This is a genomic window from Stenotrophomonas sp. YJH_SMC_101-4 (assembly GCF_059370395.1).
Window position 1 is genome coordinate 1,260,184 of sequence record NZ_JCAFTP010000001.1, and the last position, 17,060, is coordinate 1,277,243.

Sequence of the window (17,060 nt, forward strand, 5' to 3'; positions counted from 1 at the left end):
TTATCCCGCCTTCCGTGCCGGCTCGGCGTCGGTCGAATAGCGGCTGGCCTTGTACGGCAGACCCAGATGCTCGCGCAGGGTCTGTCCTTCCAGCTCGCGCTGGTGGTAGCCGCGCGCCTGCAGGATCGGCAGCACCTGGGTCACGAAATCGTCCAGGCCCTCGCGCTGCGCGGCGAAGCCGAGAATGAAGCCATCGCTGGCACCGGCATCGAACCAGCGGATCAGCTCATCGGCCACATGCTCCGGTGTGCCGATGAAGTTCGGCCGTGGGCTCACTGCTTCCAGTGCCACCTGGCGCAGGCTCAGGCCCTTCTCACGCGCATCCTGCTTGATGCGGTCGGTGGTGGAACGGAACGAGTTGCTGCCGATGTCACCCAGCTCCGGGAACGGTGCATCCGGATCGTACTGGCTGAAATCGTGGTGATCGAAGAAGCGCCCCAGGTACGCCAGTGCATCCTCCAGCGTGGCCAGTGCGGCAATCGCCTGATACTTGGCTTCGGCCTCCTCGGCGGTGCGGCCGACGATGGGGCCGATGCCCGGGAAGATCTTCACATCGTTGCCGCTGCGGCCGTGCGCGATCGCCGAGTTCTTCACCTTCTGGGTGAATGCACGGGTTTCTTCCAGCGAAGGCGAATGGGTGAACACCGCATCGGCGTACTTGCCGGCCAGCGCGATGCCGTCGTCAGACGAACCGGCCTGGAAGATTACCGGCTGTCCCTGCGGCGAACGCTGGATGTTGAGCGGGCCTTCCACCTGGAAGAAGCGGCCCTTGTGGTCGAGGCGGCGGAATTTCTCCGGTGCGAAAAAGGTGCCGCTGTCGCGCTCACGCACGAAGGCGTCGTCGTCCCACGAATCCCACAGCCCCTGCACGACGTCCAGGTACTCATCGGCGATCTGGTAGCGCAGCGCGTGCTCCGGGTGCGGCCGGCCGTAGTTGCGGCCCGAACCCTCCAGTGGCGAGGTCACCACGTTCCAGCCGGCGCGGCCGCCACTGAGCAGATCCAGTGAAGCGAACTGCCGTGCCACCGTGAACGGATCGCTGTAGGACGTCGACAGCGTGCCCGCCAGGCCGATCTTGTTCGTTGCCGTGGCCAGCGCCGACAGCAGCGAGATCGGCTCGAAGCGGTTGAGGAAATGCGGGATCGACTTCTCGTTGATGTACAGGCCATCGGCCACGAAACCGAAGGCAATGCCGTTGTCCTCGGCGGTGCGCGCAATGTCGATGTAGAACTGCAGGTTGACGCTGGCATCGGCCGGATTGGACGGATGCTTCCAGGCATGCATGTGGCTGCCGGGGCCCTGCAGCATGATGCCGAACGGAATGTGGCGCGGGGTGGTGCTCATGGGGATCGCTCCTGCAGGTCAGGCCACCGCCGCGCGTGGCGCGGGCGACAGCAGTTCAAGGGATGTCAGGCGTGCGTCGAGGTCGGCCACCGGCGCATCGAGAATGAACTCACCCACGCCGAAGCGCCGGTGCAACGCGTCCAGTTCGTCACGCACATGCTGCGCATCGCCGGACAGCACGCTGGGGCGCGTTTCCTCGATGCGGAAGTCGGCCACGCCCACCTGGCGCGCGTACTCGGCAGCCGCCTCCGGACTGGGCAGGTTCACCGTCTGGCCGGGGCCGAGGTGCAGCTTGTAGACCCGCAACGCGCCGATATGACGCGCAGCCGCTTCGGCCGTAGGTGCGGCGAAGGCCACCGTGGCCAGCAGCGGAGCCTGCGAGGAGACGCTGCGGTAGGCGTCGAACGCGGCCTCGATGTGCTTCGGGTCGCCATCAAAGTGCGCGGCGTAGACGAAGCGCCAGCCCAGCTCGGCTGCCTGCTTCGCGCTCTGCGGGCTTGCGCCGAGCAGGAAGCGGCCCGGCGCTTGCTGCGGGATCGGGCGCGCTTGCGCCTCGGTTTCGGTACTGGAAAGGTAGCCGTCCAGGTCGCGCAGCTGCTGGTCGAAATCGGCAAACGCCGGTCGCCCCGCTGCCAATGCGGCCGTCGAGGCCGGCAGGCCACCGGGGGCCTTGCCCACGCCAAGATCCACACGCCCCGGCGCCAGTGCCGCCAGCAGGTTGAAGTTCTCCGCAACCTTGTACGGCGCGTAGTGGCGCAACATCACCCCGCCGCTGCCGATGCGGATGCGCCGGGTCTGCGCCAGCACCCAGGCCGCCAGCACTTCCGGTGCAGGGCTGGCCAACGTCGGTGCGGCATGGTGCTCGGCAAACCAGTAGCGGTGATAGCCCAGCTGTTCGGCGCGCTGCGCCAGTTGCAGGCTGTTGCGCAGTGCCTGCTCCGGCGAGGCGCCCTCGGCCACCGGGCTCTTGTCCAATACACTGATCTGATAGCTCATCGTCGCGTCCTCGCTCAGGGATGGGCCACGGGGATGCCGAGCAACCCGTTCAGCGCGGCCAGGATCGGCTCGGCGCCGGAGATGTACTGGCGGTTCTGGTGCGCACCACTGGCCAGCGCGCTGTGCACGCCCTGCGGCAGCACCAGCTTCGGCAGCGACTGGTCCTGCTCGCCGATCTCGGCGATCACCTCGCGGCGCGGCCGCGCGAAGCCGATGCGGCGCACGTCCAGCTGCGCGTCCAGGCCGTCGATGCTCGACAGCGCCCCTTCCAGCAGCAGGCTGTGCCGACAGAAGAAGCGCTGGCCGGGAATCTGTCCGTCCTCGAACTCACGGTCGAGCAGGAACAGGATGGGCTTGTCGGTTGCGTCCAGACTCACGGGGTCGTCCTCATCGGGGGGCGGCAATGCGATGCCGCTTCGATATCGATGCTAGAGATGACGGCGGTCGGCACGGCGATGCCAGACGACAATCGGCGGTCGGATCCGGCCACGCAGATGCGCCTTGGCCATAAGCAAAGCGCCGCCGGTTATGCCGTCAGGCGATGCGTCGCAGCGGCGCCGCTACCGCCAGCGCCTGCGTAGCCAGATGGCCGGCCGCACGCTCGGTCGCCAGCGCGATCCGCGCCTGCAAAGCGGCACTGTTGATGTGCTCGCCATCGAAGTCGGCAGGCGTGGCATACACCCCGATCGGCAGCGTGTGCGCCTGCAGGAAACTGAACAACGGCCGCAACTGGTGGTCGATCACCAGCGCATGGCGCTCGCTGCCGCCGGTCGCTGCCAGCAATACCGGCGTATCCACCAACGCTTCAAGCCCGATGAAGTCGACCAGGTGCTTGAACAGCCCCGGATACGATCCCCGATAGACCGGCGCAGCCACTACCAGCAGCCCGGCCGCCTCGATCGTCTGCAGCGCCTGCTCCACGGCGGGTTCCACTTCATCGCGCGACAACGACTGCCCCAGCGAGCGCGCGATTGGCGCCAGCTCCACCAGATCCACACTGGCATGCACCCGCTGCTGCAGCGACGCCAGCAGATGCCGCACCAGCAGCAACGTGCGCGACGTCGCCGAACTGGTCGGCGACCCCACCACTGCAACCACCCTCAATGCAGAAGACATGAACTGCTCCTCGATGATGCCGAACTACCGCCGGCCGCCTTTCGCCTTGTGTATAGCCGAGCCATGCTCGGCTGCTTTCGCCTTTGTGGAGTCGAGCCATGCTCGACTGCTCCAGATCAGAACCGGTAATTGATCCGCCCGTACCAGAACGCCCCGATGCGGCTCAGCACGTCGCCCGAATCCCACGTCGTCTCGATGCTCGCCACATCGGTGGCACTGCGTGCGTACTCGGGCACCTTGCGGGTGCGCTTGTCGAACACATTGTTGATGCCCAGCGCCGCACTCCAGCCCGCCCCCAGTTCCACGCCACCGGACAGGTTGGTCACCAGCACGGGCGGCTGCTTGTACTCCACGCCGTTGTTCAGGCGCTTGATCGGGCCGTAGTACGTGAAGTCGACATTCGAGCGCCAGCGCCCGTTCTGCCACCCCAGGCCGGCCACCTGCGTATAGCTCGGCGTGCGGAAGCGCAGTGCGTATTCGCTGGTCCTGGTCAGCAGGTTGATGTTCGGCAGCCCCTGCAGCACCCCTGGAATGTCGCTGACCTTCTGGATGGTGGTGCGCCCCACGTTGGCCGCGTAGCTCCAGCGCAGCTTGCCCCACGCAGTCTCCTGGTTCGCTTCCAGGGTCAATTCGACGCCGCGTGTGCGGGTATTGCCCACGTTGGTGAAGTAGCTCGCGTAGAACGCATCACCCGGCAGGATGCTGATACCGGCTGACCCCAGCAGTGCATCGATGGTGTTCTTCTGCGCTGCGCTCAGCACCGTGCCGCTGTTGTCGGTGATGCGCGCCGGATCCTGTGCGTTGTAGCCGATCTGGCTGGACTGCCCGAGCTGGCCACGGATATCGATCTGGTACGCATCCACGGCCAGATGGAACGCCGGGCTCGGGTCCCAGGTCACGCCCAGGCTGTAGTTGGTGGCTTTCTCGGGCTTCAGCGGCGTGGCACCCAGTGCGATCGCCGCCGGCGAAGACACCTGCGCCACCAGCGTGGTGCCGCAGGGGCAGCTGCCCGTGGCCTGGTAGAACTGCGCGCCCAGGCTGGGTGCATGGAAACCGTTGCTGACCGTCGCGCGCACGCCCAGCGCGTCGGTGACGTCGAAGCGCGTGGTCAGGCGGCCGGTGGAGACACTGCCGAAGTCGGAGTGATCTTCCCAGCGCGCGGCCGCATCCAGATACCAGCGCGAGGTGATGTTGGTGGCCGCACCGACGTACACCGCCTTGCTGTTGCGGGTAGCCTTCACCGCATCGGCAGTCGAATAGCCGACGAACGCCGCAGCACCAAAGCCGGTATACGACTCCCACTGCCCGGCCCCGCGTTCATACTGTTCATGCTGGTATTCGGCGCCTGCGCTCACTTCCAGCGGCGAGGCGAATGCCGCCACCTCGAAGCCACGGCGCAGATCGAGGTTGGCGATACCCTGCTGGTAGTCCAGCTTGCCGTCATAGAAATCGGTGGGCGATCCCGGGTACGGCAGCGAATAGTTCACCGAATTACGGGTGTAGGTACGCACCGTGCTGCGGTTGCCGGTCAGGCTGGCGTCATAGTCCCAGCCCGCGATCTGGCCTTTCACGCCTGCGGTGCCGGTGTACTGTTTCTCCTTGGTTTCCAGTACCGGCAGGAAGCCATCCGGGAACACACTCAGCACGCCGGGTGCCTTGTAGGTGGTGAAGATGGTCGCCGGCAGGCGGAAGTTCTGGATCGCCTGCGCGGTGCGGTCACTGGCCGTGGCATTGGCGTAGAACTGCGCGCTTTCGCCCAGGCCATGGCCCACGTTCACCGCGAAGGCCTTCAGCGCATACGACGGCGAGCTGAGGATGGTGTTGGCCTCGGCATTGCGGTTGGTCTCGGCCGGGTTCGGCGATGCGCCGGCCGGCAATCGATTGTTCGGGCGCAGCGCCACCAGATTGCCGCTGCCATCCACCGCCGGGTAGCTCAGGTAGCCATCGATGTAGCGGCGGGTGCGGATCGCATGATGCTGGCGGGTGGTCTCGCCGGACAGATTGACGAAGCCATCCTGGCCCCACGGCAGGCCGACGTTGGCGCGCACGCTGGTGCGCGAGCCATCGCCATCGATGCTCTGCCCGCTCTCCACGGCAAATTCACCACCGTGGGCCTGCGACTTCAGGATCACGTTGACCACGCCGGTGATCGCATCCGAGCCGTAGATGGCCGATGCACCATCGCGCAGCACTTCCACATGGTCGATGGCTGAAACCGGAATCAGCGCCAGATCGGCCCACGCGTGGCCCGGATAGCCGCCGCCGTTGGCCCCGCTCACATAGGCACTGGCATTGCGGCGCTTGCCGTTCACCAGCACCAGCGTGTAGCCCGGCGACAGGTTGCGCAGCTGGTAACCGCGGATCAGGCTTTCCTGGTCGCTCTGGTATCCGCCGATCTGGCTCAGCGACGGCAGGCTGCGCTGCAACGCTTCCAGCAGGTTGCCCTGCCCGGTCGCGGCAAGGTCCTCGGCGGAGATCACGTCGATGGGCGTGGAACTGTTCTTCACCGTGCGCGTGCTGGTGCGCGAACCGGTCACTACCACTGCATCCAGCGTGGACGCTGCCACGTTGGCGGTCGCGGCGGTGGCGGTAGGATCAGCATCGGCTTCCGCCGCATGGGCGGGCGACGCGGCGAGGATAGCTGTGATCAGAACCGCGAGAGTGCTCAGGACAGGGGCGTGGGCGGCAGGCATGGGGGCTCGTGGGGGTGGGCCGGAAACACGCTTCCATTCAAGGGCCTGTTCACCTGGCGCGACAGGCGGGATCACGTCACCCAACCGTCATATCCGGCCACCCACATGACCGCTGGTAATGAGGTTAGGCGGCATTGCCGGTGCACTGCTGTCTGTAGAGCCGAGCCCACGCTCGGCTGCTCTTCGCGACGGCGTCAGATGCATCCACTTCTGCCAATTTTGAGCCGGGCGTGGGCTCGGCTCTACAAGAGGGGAGCGACCGCTCCATATGCCTGGCCGGCATCACCTCATGCCCGCGCACCACTCAGCGCCATGCATCTGCACCCGTAGCATCAAGCCATGCCCAGCCCACCCGCCGGTCCCGCCGCGCCGCTCGTTGCCATCGTCGCCTGCCACGGCCAGGGGCTGTTCGAATTCGGCTGTGCGGTGGGCCTGTTCGCGCCGATAAGACCCGAGCTCGGCGTGGCCTGGTACCGCACCCAGCTATGCGCAGGCGAGCCCGGCGCACTGCGCATGCTCGGCAATGCGCAGGTGCAGCTGCCCTGCGATCTCAGCACGGTTGATGACGCCGACATCATCGTCATCCCCGGTTGGCGCGAACCCAGCGAACGCCCGCCGCAGGCACTGCTCGATGCGCTCAACCGTGCCCACGCACGCGGCGCGCGCATCGCCTCGATCTGCTCCGGTGCGTTCGTGCTGGCCTGGGCCGGGCTGCTCGACGGTCGCCAGGCCACCACCCATTGGCGCCTCACCGAAGCGCTCGCACGTGAGTTCCCACGCATCGATGTGCGCGAAGATGCGCTGTATGTGGATACCGGCAGCATCATCACCTCGGCCGGCTCGGCCACCGGCATGGACATGATGCTGCACATGGTGCGCAAGGACTACGGCGCGCGTGTAGCCAACCTGGTGGCCGAGCGGCTGGTGCTGGCGCCGTGGCGCGACGCCGGCCGCAGCCAGCGCGTCAGCCGGGCCATTCCCCATGGCGAGCCCACGCGCTTGGCAAAGCTGATGGAATGGATGCGCCGCAACCTGCGCGAGCCACATTCCCTTGGCAGTCTCGCCGAGCAGGCTGCACTCAGCCAGCGCACGCTGCAGCGGCAGTTCCTGGAAGCCACCGGCCTGTCGCCGATCGACTGGCTGATCCGCGAGCGCGTAGCCTTCGCGCGCGAACTGCTGGAAACCACCGACCGGCCGCTGCAGTGGGTCGCCGAGCAGGCCGGGTTTGGTTCGCAGGAGTCATTCCGTCGGCATTTCCGGGGTCAGGTCGATGCGAGCCCTACCGAGTATCGCAGCCAGCATCGTGGCGGTATTGGCGCGGATCGGTTGGTGGGCTGCTGATTCAGCGGTACTTCGTGCTGCGGGCCTGCATCGCTTACAACGTGGTGGTGCGCCGATGGATCCGCCAGCACTGCGCGGCAAAGCCCATCACAAACACCACAGCCAATCCCAGCAGCGTCTGCAGCACCACCGGGGCCATCGGCGCCGCAGCAATCGGATGCGCTGCCGGCAAGCGGGTCAGCGTTTCATTGACGCCGGGCACCAGCGACAACAGGAAACTGAACGACAGCGCGAAGGTCGACAGGTAACGCGCTGCGCGCCCCAGCCAGCGCAGCCGCGCGGCCAGCACGCCGCCGAATGCCACCAGCAGCACGATCACCCCGAATGCGTGGCCCGGGTTGATCCCGCCCGTGCTGGAGACGGTGAATGAGGTAGCGACAGACAGCACCAGTCCCGCCAGGTACAGCTTGCCCGAGCGTGTTGCAGGGTCGATTGCGCGATGGCGAATGAAGGCATACAGGCCGCTGAGGACCGGGATCAGGCTGACAACGGTATGGAACACGCCCAGCGTGGACAGAGAGTGCGACATGGAATATCTCCAGAGTTAAATAAACCTACTAGTAGGTAGGCGCATGATTCAAAAAAATGACCCGCGTCACCGCGGGCCCCACCACAGTCATGTCAGGCAGTCGCGCTCACCCGCGCAATGGCCAACCGCGCCAGTGCCGCGAACGTCGCCGCATCGCCGAAACCGCGCGCAGCCAGCATCGCGCCATGTACCGACGACATGAAGGCCCTCGCCTCGTCCGTCGCCGAACCCTGCAGGCGCAGTTGACCCAGTGCCGCGCCCTTTTCCAGCGTCGCGGTCAGCCACCCGCTCAGATCCTCGAAATGCCCGCGTACTTCTTCGGCAATCTCGGCAGGGATCATCGGTGCCTCTGCCGCCAGCATCGCGCAGATGCAGAACGAAGACGTGCCACCGGCGATACAGCTGGACCAGTAGTCCACATAGGCGTTGAGCTCCTGCAGCGGGTCGCCCAGCTGCCGGTCCAGCAGCGCCAGGCCCTCACGCGCCTCGGCCCGGTACAGCTCAACCACCGTGCGCACCAGATCCGCCTTGCTGGGGAAATGGTGGTGGATGCTGGCCTTGCTGATGTTCACCCGCGCCGACACGTCGGCGTAGCTGAAGCCGTTGTAGCCACCGGCCTCCAGCAGCGAACGGGCGTGGGCCAGGATCTCCTGGGCCTTGGGCGAGAGCGACTCTTTCATGTCATCAACCTACTAGTAGGTTGACACGCTGTCAACTCCCCGCTGCCGGGTGGGCAGCATCTGGTAGTGCCGGCCGCTGGCCGGCAACTGCACACCCCCAACTCCACCGGGATGCCGGCCAGCGGCCGGCACTACCAGGGCCGGAAGTCCGTGGGCCGGATTTGACATGCAGGTATTTACCTGCATATAGTCGACACCAAGGACGGCACCTGCCCGCCCACGCGAGGAACCTGCAATGGTGGATATCGCACATCGGGTCGGCATCAAGGCCCCTGCAAGCCTGGTGTATCAAGCCCTGGCCACCCCCGAAGGCGTCGCCGCCTGGTGGGCCGAAGACACCCATGGCGATCGCGAGACCGGCGGCACGGTCAGGGTGCGCTTCACGAACAACGGCCAGGAAATCGGCGCCATGGAAATGCAACTGGAACAGCTGATTCCTGGCGAGCTGGTGCTCTGGAAGTTCCTGGTCGGCCCCGCCGAATGGATCGGCACGCATGCACGCTTCGCACTGAAACAGGAAGGCGACTACTGCATCGTGCTGTTCACCCACGAAGGCTGGAAAGAACGCGTCGAGTTCACCTCCCACTGCAGCACCAAGTGGGCGGTGTTCCTGTTGAGCCTCAAAGCCCTGCTGGAAACCGGCAAGGGCCAGCCCAACCCGCACGACATCAGGATCGACAACTGGAATTGAAGACGCCCCGCATGAATGCAGACAAGGTGTTCAAGGCCCTGGCCGACCCCACGCGCAGGACGCTGCTGGACCTGCTCTGCGAAGACAACGGCCAGACTCTGGGACAGCTCTGCGAGCACCTGGACATGGCCCGGCAATCGGTCACCCAGCACCTGGGCCTGCTGGAAGACGCCAACCTGATCAGTACCGTGCGTCGTGGTCGCGAAAAGCTGCACTTCATCAACCCGGTGCCGCTGCATGAAGTCTACGAGCGCTGGGTACGCAAGTTCGAGCAGCAGCGCCTGAGCCTGCTGCATGACCTGAAACGAGAACTGGAAGGAGAATGACGATGTCCGCAGAGACCACCCGCTTCATCCACGTGATCTATATCGCCTCCACGCCACAGAAGGTGTTCGAGGCCATCACCCGCCCCGAGATCGCCAGCCGCTACTGGGGCCATGAGAACGTCTCGGACTGGAAGCCCGGCTCGCGCTGGCAGCACGTGCGCGCCAACGAAACGCGCTCGGTCGAGCTGGTCGGCGAAGTGGTGGAAAGCACCCCGCCCTCGCGGCTGGTCATCACCTGGGCCGCCGCCTCGCAGGCCGACAACCCGGACGCCTACAGCCGGGTGACCTTCGACATCGTGCCCTACCAGGACATGGTGCGGCTGACGGTTACCCATGAGGAGCTGGAACCCGGCAGTGGCATGGATACCGGCATCCGCCAGGGCTGGCCGATCGTGCTGTCGAGCCTTAAGTCGCTGCTGGAGACGGGCAAGGGGCTGGATGTGTTTGCGAAGCCGGCGTAGTCGTCGGGAGGGTTGGCCCGCGCGAGCGGCACCGGGCAGATGGCCCGCTGTCGCCGCCGCCGCGCAATCCCCAATCGCTCCCACACATTGCATTTCATGGAACAATAGGGAGCACATGGTTCTCGAGTTCCGTTATGTCCCCCGCGTTGCTAACCGTCGATCAGGCTGCCCAGCAGCTCAGCCTGCACCCCAAAACCGTCCTGCGGCATATCCGTAGCGGCCAACTGCGCGCGACCCGCATCGGCAAGTCCTATCGCATCACCGCTGAAGACCTCGACGTGTTCACCGGCACCGTGCGTGAGCCCTCCGCTGCGCGCCCACAGCTGACCACAGTGGTGGATATTCCCGGATGCGGTGCGGCACGTGCCGCCGACCTGGTGCGTGCCCTGCATGCGCGCGTCACCGGCCGCGAGGCCGACGATGAGCCGCTGCGCATGGAGACGATCTATTCGCCTGAGCACGATGTGCTCAAGCTGATCGTGATCGGTGGCCTGGCAGGTTCCACGGCGCTGCTGGTCAGCCTGCAGCGACTGCTGCAGGACCGCAGCGCATGAAGCGGCAGCGCCCCGGCATTCCCACGCAGCACGTACTTGCCGCCTATCGCCAGGTGCTTTCGGACTGGCCGGTACCACACGAATCGCATCATCTCGCCACCCGCGCCGGTTCGACATTTGTGGTCAGCTGCGGCCCGGAACACGGCCCTGCCCTGGTGCTGCTGCATGGCACCCTCAGCAATGCCGCCAGCTGGATGTTCGATGCCGAACGTTGGAGCGAGTACTACCGCGTGCATGCCGTCGACATCATTGGCGAACCGGGCCTCAGCGAAGGCACGCAACCTGCGCTGGACAGCGACGCGCATGCGCAATGGCTGGATGATGTCCTCGACGCACTTGGCGTGGAAAGCGCAGCATTCGTGGGCCTGTCGTTCGGCGGCTTCCTGGCACTGGACTACGCGCTGCGAAGGCCTGCCCGGGTCAACGCACTGGTCCTGGTCAGCCCCTCGGGTATCGGGCGCCAGCGTGCATTCCTGCTCAAGGCGCTGCCACTGTTGCTGCTTGGCCGATGGGGACGCGAGCGCCTGCGCCGCGCGGTCATGGGTCCCGCGCCACTGCATGCACCTGCACGTGCGCAGCCGCTGCTCGACCTGCTGGCATTGATCCGTGCCGAGGTTCGGCCACGTCCGCTGCGCATTCCCCGCATCAGCGACGAGCGCCTGGCTACCTTGCATCCCCCGGCAGCCCTTGTCATGGGCGCGCGTGACGCCCTCATCGACACCCCTGCCGCCGCCGAACGCATGAAACGGCTCGTCCCGACGGCGGACGTCACCCTGCTCGCAGACGCCTATCACTACATCCCCGGCCTGCGCGAAGACATCCTCGCCCGGCTGCGTCAACTGCAGAACCTCCAGCATGAATGATTCCATTGAACACATCGGCACCACCCGCCTCCTGCGCATCGCGCCGCAGGGCCCCGCACTCGATGCCAACGGCCTGCGCGATCTGGTCGGCGACGCCCTTGGGCATCAGGCCGAGTGGATTGCCGTGCCGGTGCAGCGCCTTTCGGCTGACTTCTTCGAGCTGCGCTCCGGCATGGCCGGTCAGTGGCTGCAGATGCTGGTGAACTACCGCCTGCGCTTCGCCGTGCTGGGCGATGTCAGCGGCTACCGCGCACAAAGCGAATCGCTGGACGCGTGGATCACCGAGTGCAACCGTGGTCGCGACGGCTGCTTCGTGGCCGATTGGGATGCTCTGCAGACTCGCCTGTCGGCCTCGGCCAGTTAGCGCGCCGTCCAGCCCCCATCCACCGGCAGCGCCGTGCCGGTGATCTGCGCCGCGGCGTCCGAGGCCAGGAACACCACCATTTCGCCCAGCTGCTCGGGCGTCACGAACTGCAACGAAGGCTGCTTCTCGGCCAGCAGCGCGCGGGCGGCCGATTCCTGATCCGTGCCTTCCTTCTCCGCCAACGCGGTGATCTGCTGCTCGACCAGCGCCGTCCGCACCCAGCCCGGACAGATCGCATTGGCGGTGATGCCCGTGCCCGCATTCTCCAGCGCAGTTACCTTGGTGAACCCCACCACGCCATGCTTGGCCGCCACATAGGCCGACTTGTTCACCGAGCCTACCAACCCGTGCACCGACGCGATGTTGATGATGCGGCCGGCGCCCTGCTGCTTCATGTGCGGCAAGGCCGCCGCAGTGGCATGGAACACCGCCGACAGGTTCAGCGCCAGGATCGCATCCCACTTGTCGACGGGAAACTCCTCGATCGCGGCCGTGTGCTGGATGCCGGCATTGTTCACCAGGATGTCGATGCGCCCCATCGTCGCGACGGCGTGGTCGATCAATCCGCGCACTGCCTCGCCATGGGACAGGTCGGCGCCGTCATGCGCCACCCGTACCCCGAACTTGGATTCCAATGCGGAAAGGATGCGCTCGATTTCCGCCGCATCGCCGAAGCCATTCAGCACGATGTCCGCGCCCTGCCGTGCCAGCGCCGTGGCGATGCCAAGACCGATACCGCTGGTGGAGCCGGTGACCACCGCAACCTTTCCACTGAACATGGGCGAGCTTCCATCAAGTACAGGCAACCAGTTTAGCCCCGCAGATCCACGCCACACGTGACTGCCGCGATTCCAGTAGATCCACGCCACGCGTGGATGCTCTCCCTCAACGTAGCCTCAACTCGATGATCCCAAGGACGGAGGCCGCTCAGGCACTCCGCCCGATGTCGCAAATGACATTGGACCCGCCACGGAATGTGCGGATACCCTTGAATCCGCATGGATCTGCCGAAAGGGTGATAGTCATGGCTTTTGCTTCCCCTCCGCCTGTCCCGGCGAACCTCCAGGAAATGCTCAAGGACTATCCGGAGCACATCGAACAGCTACAGAAGGCTCTCATTTCAGTGAGCCATAGGCGACAGAGTTACGCCCCCCCTTGAGGCCGCAGTATGGAGGACTGTCTCACTAGCTTTGTCGCCGAAGCGCGAGCTGAACCAGCAATTGCCGAAGCTTCAGACGCCCCCAAGGCAGTCGCACAGTCTCAAACAAAGGAAAGGCTCATGTCCTTTGCGAGATCCAGCAACTTTGGCATGGCCAGACTCGGCGATCTCAGGAAGTACTTCGAGCTTCATTCAAGGCCCGACTAGCGACGGCTTCTGTTAGTCGGCTGGCTATTGAGGGGGCATTGAACTCGCCATTACAAGTACAGATACTCATGAAAACGCGTCAGACAGCTGAACAGGTACCCACCATGCCTCAATCCTCCCCCCCGGTTCCGGCTAAGCTCCAGGAAATGCTCAAAGACTATCCGGAGTATATCGAACGACTGCAGAAGGCTCTCAACTCGGTGAAGGACAGGAGGATAAAGTCCACCCCTCCTTTTGAGGCCGCAGTCTGGCTATTGGAAGACCACCTCAGTGGCTTTATCGCTGAAGCGCGAGCTGAACTAGCCACCGCCGAAACGTCAGGCAATCCGCAGGCCATTGCACAGGCAAATGAGAAGCTCGAACTGATGTTCATGGCACGAAGCGGTGGCGGCGGGATGCTGAACATCAGTGATCTTGCGGCCTACTTTGAAACTCATAAAGAGCACTACTGATGCCAGCTCCCAGTGCCGTTCTTGCCCCCGCGACTCATGCAGAATACCTGGAGCGGCACGTCATCCCTCGGAGTGGATTCAATTCCGCAAACCATCATGAAGTACCGCGCGCCATCGTCTTGGCCGGGCAACCAGGTGCTGGCAAGAGAAAACTGAATGATGCGGCAAAGATCGACCTGGGGTATGACGTAGTGCCCATCGATCCTGACGATCTACGCGATACACATCCGGACGTCGAACGCCTGCGTCAGCAGCACCCATACACTTGGGCCGGCCACACCCACGAAGACGCCAGCCAATGGGCAAAAGAGCTGCGATCGGCAGCAATCGGTGGGCGTAGAAATCTCATCCTCGATACCACGCTCGGCAACGGTGATAGCGCGGTCACACTGATCAAGGACCTTCAGGCCAAAGGCTACGACGTAGAGATTCGGGGCGTCGTCGCGCATCGGCTGGAAAGCGAACTTGGTGTGGATGCGCGCTTTGCGGACTCTTTGAATAGCGCCGGTTTCGGCCGCTACGTCCCCGAAGACGTGCGCAAACACGTTTACGATGCCCTGCCCGGCAATCTGGACAAGGTTCATGCCGAGACCGGCATCCAGATTCGACTCTACGGACGCGAAGGCGCTCAGGTCTACGACAGCCATAGCGATACCCGTCTACCGGGCGCAGCGCTGGAAGCCGAACGTGAGGCTCGGCTGAAAGACCCCCGAATCACCCAATCATTGCGCGATGGCTGGCGCGCACAAGGCCGCTGGCACGCCGAGCTTGGGGACACCCTGCCCCTCAACGACAAGGTCAGTCCACCAACAGCGGCAGCCGTTTTCGATGAGCGCGCAACGCTCAAGGTTGTTGAAGGCATTACACCCAACATCCAGGAAGCACGCGTCATCGACCACACCATCCGCGTGCGTCCAAACATGGTGCGGGGCGCCGTCATCGGTGGCGCCGCAGCGACGGTCGTTGAAGCCGCGACGGAAGGAACAAGGATCGCCGACCTGTACGCACGCGACAACCGGACGGGCGCGGAAGCCGCGCTGCTGGACTTCGGAGCACGCAGCGTCGGCGGTTGGACCGGCGCAGTGGTGGGCGCCAAGGTCGGTACGCTGCTGGGCATCGAATCCGGCCCTGGCGCCATTGTCACCGGCATCATTGGTGGCGGGTTAGGCGCCTGGGGTGGCGGTGAGATCGTCGACTGGATCGAGAAGTACCAGATCAACAACCAGGCAGACAGCACCGGCAGGGTCTGGACGTTTGACCCGGCGCATCCCGAAAAGGGCTGGACGCACAGCGAGCGGGAGATCATCGGCACCGTCGGCACCCTGGCCGATCGCCCGATCTACGGCGCGACTACACTGCTCACGGCCGACGCCGAATTGACCCAGCAACTGAACTACCAGGCCTCAAGCCGGGCCGTCGGGCTGCGGCTGTCCGCGCCGGATCAACCGATCAATCCCTTCAGCATCGCCGGCGATGCCAGCGATACGCCCAGCGCACTGCCACGCTCCTGGGAGCGCAATCCAGAAACCGGCGAATGGCGGCGCGAGGTCGTCCATCAGGTCCTCGAACACGGCATCAAGAACACCACGGTCGAAGTAGCCGACGCCACCAAGGCTGCCCAGCTTGATGACGCCGCACAGGGCATCATGGCCTTCAACGCCGCCCGTAGCTCGGCGGCCTTTGCCAAGCAGTACGAGCAGGCCTACACCGCCCAAGGCTGGTCCCAGTACGGACCGATTCCGGATGAAGTGATCTGGGCCCAAGACCATCCCGATCACGTACTGGCATCCGATGGACGCACCTATCAGCAACAGGGCGACGGCGAATGGCTGCATGACGGCTGGATCTACGACTCGCTGGCCGAGGGCAACATCCGCGACGAGTTGAACCGAACCTATCCGCAGATCCGCGCCATCCAACAGATGGAGGCGCCGGTACCCGGCGCCCACGAACGCAGTATCGAGGCACTGACCGTCAACGAACGCGAAGCCCGCGACCAGGCCATGCAGGAAGCCAATCGACTGGGTGTCGCTGCACCGCAAGCGCAGCAGGTTGCCGCCGCTGCCGTGGCTGAGGTTCGCGGCGAGCACGCCGAAGAACGGCTGACGCCACAAGCCGTGATCGATGCGCACAGCGTTGAACGCGCTGCACTGTCGCCCAACACATCACCCTTGGTACAGGAGCATCGCGCTCCTGCGCCTGCAGCGCCGACGCCTTCGGATCGTGTGGAATCCGTGCAGGAACCGGCTCGCCGCGAAGCACCACGACGGGAGCCGATCGCGGCCGCTGCAACGCAACCTGCACCGGATGAGTCAAGCGAGCGGCAAGCGCATACCGAGGCAAATCCTCCTGCGCACCCGATGCCGGCAGCCCCTGTGCCGTCACCCGGCATTCCCTCCGCTGAGCGATCTCCCGCACAGCCAGAAGTGAGTGCATTACCTACGTCGGATGTCGGACACCCCGCTCCTGCGCAGGAGCCCGTTGCGACTCACGCCCACTCCCCCGCCCCGTCGATCCACACCGAAGTGACCGAAGCCGCGCCGGCTACTGCTCGTCTCCCCGAAGCCGAAGCAACGCCAGCGCCAATCCAGCTTGAGCCAGACGTTCCAGCCACCCTCGCAGCAGCCGAGCCAGCTGCGCGCCCGCTGATAACAGACGCCGCGCCCAAGGTCTCGGAGCACGAGCCTCCTTACGCGCCACCACCCGTGGAAGCACCGGCGGCCCCCCCCTCAAGCGCAACGGCCCAGCAAGAGCCCGAAGCGCCGCCCACGCCCCTGCTGCCTACCCAGCCCGAGCATCCCGATCATGCCCTCTACCAACAGGTGCGCGAAGGCGTAGCGGCGCTGGACGCCAAACACGGTCGCACCTTCGACCAAGCCAGCGAGCGCATGACGGCCAGCTTGCTGGTGCTCGCCAAGGACAACGACCTGGATCGCGTGGACCACGTACTGCTGAGCAACGCCACCGCGGACAAACCCGCCGGTCATACTCTGTTCGTCGTACAGGGCGAGCCCAGCGACCCCGCACACCAGCGCGCTGCGATGCCGACCGAACTGGCCGCACAGACCTCAGTCGAAGAATCCATGCAGCAGTTCGACGCCGTCAGCCGCGAAGCGCAGCAGCGCGCCATCGCCAATCAACTCGAACAGCAGTTGGAAGATCAGCGCGTGCAGCAGGATATCCAGATCCGTGCCGCCAGCATGGGCTGAGTGTGTAAGACACGCGCGAAATCATTCACAACAACCCGCCCTCCTGGTCCCTCTGTTTGCCAATCGGCGCTATTG

General features: G+C 65.0%; 17 protein-coding genes. 9 read left to right on the top strand and 8 right to left on the bottom strand.

From position 1 onward, the window contains the following. The 5 genes from AC5P8D_RS05755 to AC5P8D_RS05775 form a co-directional block, all read right to left on the bottom strand. Positions 1-1,344, bottom strand: a complete 1,344-nt coding sequence (locus AC5P8D_RS05755) for an LLM class flavin-dependent oxidoreductase (RefSeq protein ID WP_049483186.1) — start codon at positions 1,342-1,344, stop codon at positions 1-3. Positions 1,345-1,362: 18 nt separating this feature from the next. After that, a complete protein-coding gene (locus tag AC5P8D_RS05760) occupies positions 1,363-2,340 on the bottom strand; it encodes an MsnO8 family LLM class oxidoreductase (protein WP_495203157.1) in 978 nt (325 codons plus the stop codon). Between the two features lie 14 nt (positions 2,341-2,354). Continuing rightward, on the bottom strand, positions 2,355-2,717 hold the full coding sequence (locus AC5P8D_RS05765) for a DUF3088 family protein (RefSeq protein WP_049410864.1): 363 nt from the start codon (positions 2,715-2,717) through the stop codon (positions 2,355-2,357). 157 nt (positions 2,718-2,874) lie between these two features. Further along, entirely contained in the window at positions 2,875-3,456 is a 582-nt protein-coding gene (gene msuE, locus AC5P8D_RS05770) for an FMN reductase (RefSeq protein ID WP_029379957.1), read from the bottom strand. Between the two features lie 116 nt (positions 3,457-3,572). Further along, positions 3,573-6,149 (bottom strand): TonB-dependent receptor plug domain-containing protein, encoded by a 2,577-nt coding sequence (locus AC5P8D_RS05775; protein ID WP_495203158.1) that lies wholly within the window; start codon positions 6,147-6,149, stop codon positions 3,573-3,575. A 339-nt stretch (positions 6,150-6,488) separates the two neighbouring features. On the opposite strand from AC5P8D_RS05775, the gene ftrA reads away from it, so the two are divergent. Beyond that, positions 6,489-7,490, top strand: a complete 1,002-nt coding sequence (gene ftrA, locus AC5P8D_RS05780; protein WP_329835697.1) for a transcriptional regulator FtrA — start codon at positions 6,489-6,491, stop codon at positions 7,488-7,490. Positions 7,491-7,524: 34 nt separating this feature from the next. Here ftrA and AC5P8D_RS05785 read toward each other — a convergent pair whose 3' ends face one another. Together AC5P8D_RS05785 and AC5P8D_RS05790 are read right to left on the bottom strand one after the other, a co-directional pair. Beyond that, on the bottom strand, positions 7,525-8,019 hold the full coding sequence (locus tag AC5P8D_RS05785) for a hypothetical protein (protein WP_049483177.1): 495 nt from the start codon (positions 8,017-8,019) through the stop codon (positions 7,525-7,527). Positions 8,020-8,111: 92 nt separating this feature from the next. Then, positions 8,112-8,699, bottom strand: a complete 588-nt coding sequence (locus tag AC5P8D_RS05790) for a TetR/AcrR family transcriptional regulator (protein ID WP_043397084.1) — start codon at positions 8,697-8,699, stop codon at positions 8,112-8,114. A gap of 235 nt (positions 8,700-8,934) precedes the next feature. Here AC5P8D_RS05790 and AC5P8D_RS05795 point away from each other — a divergent pair, with 235 nt between their 5' ends. The 6 genes from AC5P8D_RS05795 (at position 8,935) to AC5P8D_RS05820 (ending at position 11,958) form a co-directional block, all read left to right on the top strand. Further along, positions 8,935-9,390 (top strand): SRPBCC family protein, encoded by a 456-nt coding sequence (locus tag AC5P8D_RS05795; protein WP_495203159.1) that lies wholly within the window; start codon positions 8,935-8,937, stop codon positions 9,388-9,390. Positions 9,391-9,401: 11 nt separating this feature from the next. After that, positions 9,402-9,716 (top strand): ArsR/SmtB family transcription factor, encoded by a 315-nt coding sequence (locus tag AC5P8D_RS05800; RefSeq protein ID WP_005416268.1) that lies wholly within the window; start codon positions 9,402-9,404, stop codon positions 9,714-9,716. A 2-nt stretch (positions 9,717-9,718) separates the two neighbouring features. Further along, a complete protein-coding gene (locus tag AC5P8D_RS05805) occupies positions 9,719-10,177 on the top strand; it encodes an SRPBCC family protein (RefSeq protein ID WP_150826445.1) in 459 nt (152 codons plus the stop codon). Between the two features lie 134 nt (positions 10,178-10,311). Next, positions 10,312-10,731: a helix-turn-helix domain-containing protein gene (locus tag AC5P8D_RS05810; protein ID WP_058982586.1), complete on the top strand. Its 420-nt coding sequence runs from the start codon at positions 10,312-10,314 to the stop codon at positions 10,729-10,731. Further along, positions 10,728-11,594, top strand: coding sequence for an alpha/beta fold hydrolase (locus tag AC5P8D_RS05815; RefSeq protein ID WP_014646880.1), 867 nt, complete (start codon positions 10,728-10,730; stop codon positions 11,592-11,594). Before AC5P8D_RS05810 ends, AC5P8D_RS05815 begins: the two co-directional genes overlap by 4 nt. Further along, a complete protein-coding gene (locus AC5P8D_RS05820) occupies positions 11,587-11,958 on the top strand; it encodes a DUF4180 domain-containing protein (RefSeq protein ID WP_197576628.1) in 372 nt (123 codons plus the stop codon). Before AC5P8D_RS05815 ends, AC5P8D_RS05820 begins: the two co-directional genes overlap by 8 nt. Here the strand turns inward: AC5P8D_RS05820 and AC5P8D_RS05825 are convergent. Then, on the bottom strand, positions 11,955-12,737 hold the full coding sequence (locus AC5P8D_RS05825) for a 3-hydroxybutyrate dehydrogenase (RefSeq protein WP_495203180.1): 783 nt from the start codon (positions 12,735-12,737) through the stop codon (positions 11,955-11,957). The two genes, AC5P8D_RS05820 and AC5P8D_RS05825, sit on opposite strands and share 4 nt — an antisense overlap. Positions 12,738-13,392: 655 nt before the next feature. Between AC5P8D_RS05825 and AC5P8D_RS05830 the strand changes: the two genes are divergently transcribed. Both AC5P8D_RS05830 and AC5P8D_RS05835 read left to right on the top strand, forming a co-directional pair. Continuing rightward, positions 13,393-13,776, top strand: a complete 384-nt coding sequence (locus AC5P8D_RS05830; RefSeq protein ID WP_231298579.1) for a hypothetical protein — start codon at positions 13,393-13,395, stop codon at positions 13,774-13,776. Further along, positions 13,776-16,985, top strand: a complete 3,210-nt coding sequence (locus AC5P8D_RS05835; RefSeq protein WP_495203160.1) for a zeta toxin family protein — start codon at positions 13,776-13,778, stop codon at positions 16,983-16,985. Before AC5P8D_RS05830 ends, AC5P8D_RS05835 begins: the two co-directional genes overlap by 1 nt. Positions 16,986-17,060: the final 75 nt, after the last annotated feature.

What these genes read in the sequence shown, in the direction of transcription:
- AC5P8D_RS05755 (WP_049483186.1), bottom strand. Translation starts at nt 1,344, where the DNA reads ATGAGCACCACCCCGCGCCACATTCCGTTCGGCATCATGCTGCAGGGC.
- AC5P8D_RS05760 (WP_495203157.1), bottom strand. Translation starts at nt 2,340, where the DNA reads ATGAGCTATCAGATCAGTGTATTGGACAAGAGCCCGGTGGCCGAGGGC.
- msuE (WP_029379957.1), bottom strand. Translation starts at nt 3,456, where the DNA reads ATGTCTTCTGCATTGAGGGTGGTTGCAGTGGTGGGGTCGCCGACCAGT.
- AC5P8D_RS05775 (WP_495203158.1), bottom strand. Translation starts at nt 6,149, where the DNA reads ATGCCTGCCGCCCACGCCCCTGTCCTGAGCACTCTCGCGGTTCTGATC.
- ftrA (WP_329835697.1), top strand. Translation starts at nt 6,489, where the DNA reads ATGCCCAGCCCACCCGCCGGTCCCGCCGCGCCGCTCGTTGCCATCGTC.
- AC5P8D_RS05785 (WP_049483177.1), bottom strand. Translation starts at nt 8,019, where the DNA reads ATGTCGCACTCTCTGTCCACGCTGGGCGTGTTCCATACCGTTGTCAGC.
- AC5P8D_RS05790 (WP_043397084.1), bottom strand. Translation starts at nt 8,699, where the DNA reads ATGAAAGAGTCGCTCTCGCCCAAGGCCCAGGAGATCCTGGCCCACGCC.
- AC5P8D_RS05795 (WP_495203159.1), top strand. Translation starts at nt 8,935, where the DNA reads ATGGTGGATATCGCACATCGGGTCGGCATCAAGGCCCCTGCAAGCCTG.
- AC5P8D_RS05800 (WP_005416268.1), top strand. Translation starts at nt 9,402, where the DNA reads ATGAATGCAGACAAGGTGTTCAAGGCCCTGGCCGACCCCACGCGCAGG.
- AC5P8D_RS05805 (WP_150826445.1), top strand. Translation starts at nt 9,719, where the DNA reads ATGTCCGCAGAGACCACCCGCTTCATCCACGTGATCTATATCGCCTCC.
- AC5P8D_RS05810 (WP_058982586.1), top strand. Translation starts at nt 10,312, where the DNA reads ATGTCCCCCGCGTTGCTAACCGTCGATCAGGCTGCCCAGCAGCTCAGC.
- AC5P8D_RS05815 (WP_014646880.1), top strand. Translation starts at nt 10,728, where the DNA reads ATGAAGCGGCAGCGCCCCGGCATTCCCACGCAGCACGTACTTGCCGCC.
- AC5P8D_RS05820 (WP_197576628.1), top strand. Translation starts at nt 11,587, where the DNA reads ATGAATGATTCCATTGAACACATCGGCACCACCCGCCTCCTGCGCATC.
- AC5P8D_RS05825 (WP_495203180.1), bottom strand. Translation starts at nt 12,737, where the DNA reads ATGTTCAGTGGAAAGGTTGCGGTGGTCACCGGCTCCACCAGCGGTATC.
- AC5P8D_RS05830 (WP_231298579.1), top strand. Translation starts at nt 13,393, where the DNA reads ATGAAAACGCGTCAGACAGCTGAACAGGTACCCACCATGCCTCAATCC.
- AC5P8D_RS05835 (WP_495203160.1), top strand. Translation starts at nt 13,776, where the DNA reads ATGCCAGCTCCCAGTGCCGTTCTTGCCCCCGCGACTCATGCAGAATAC.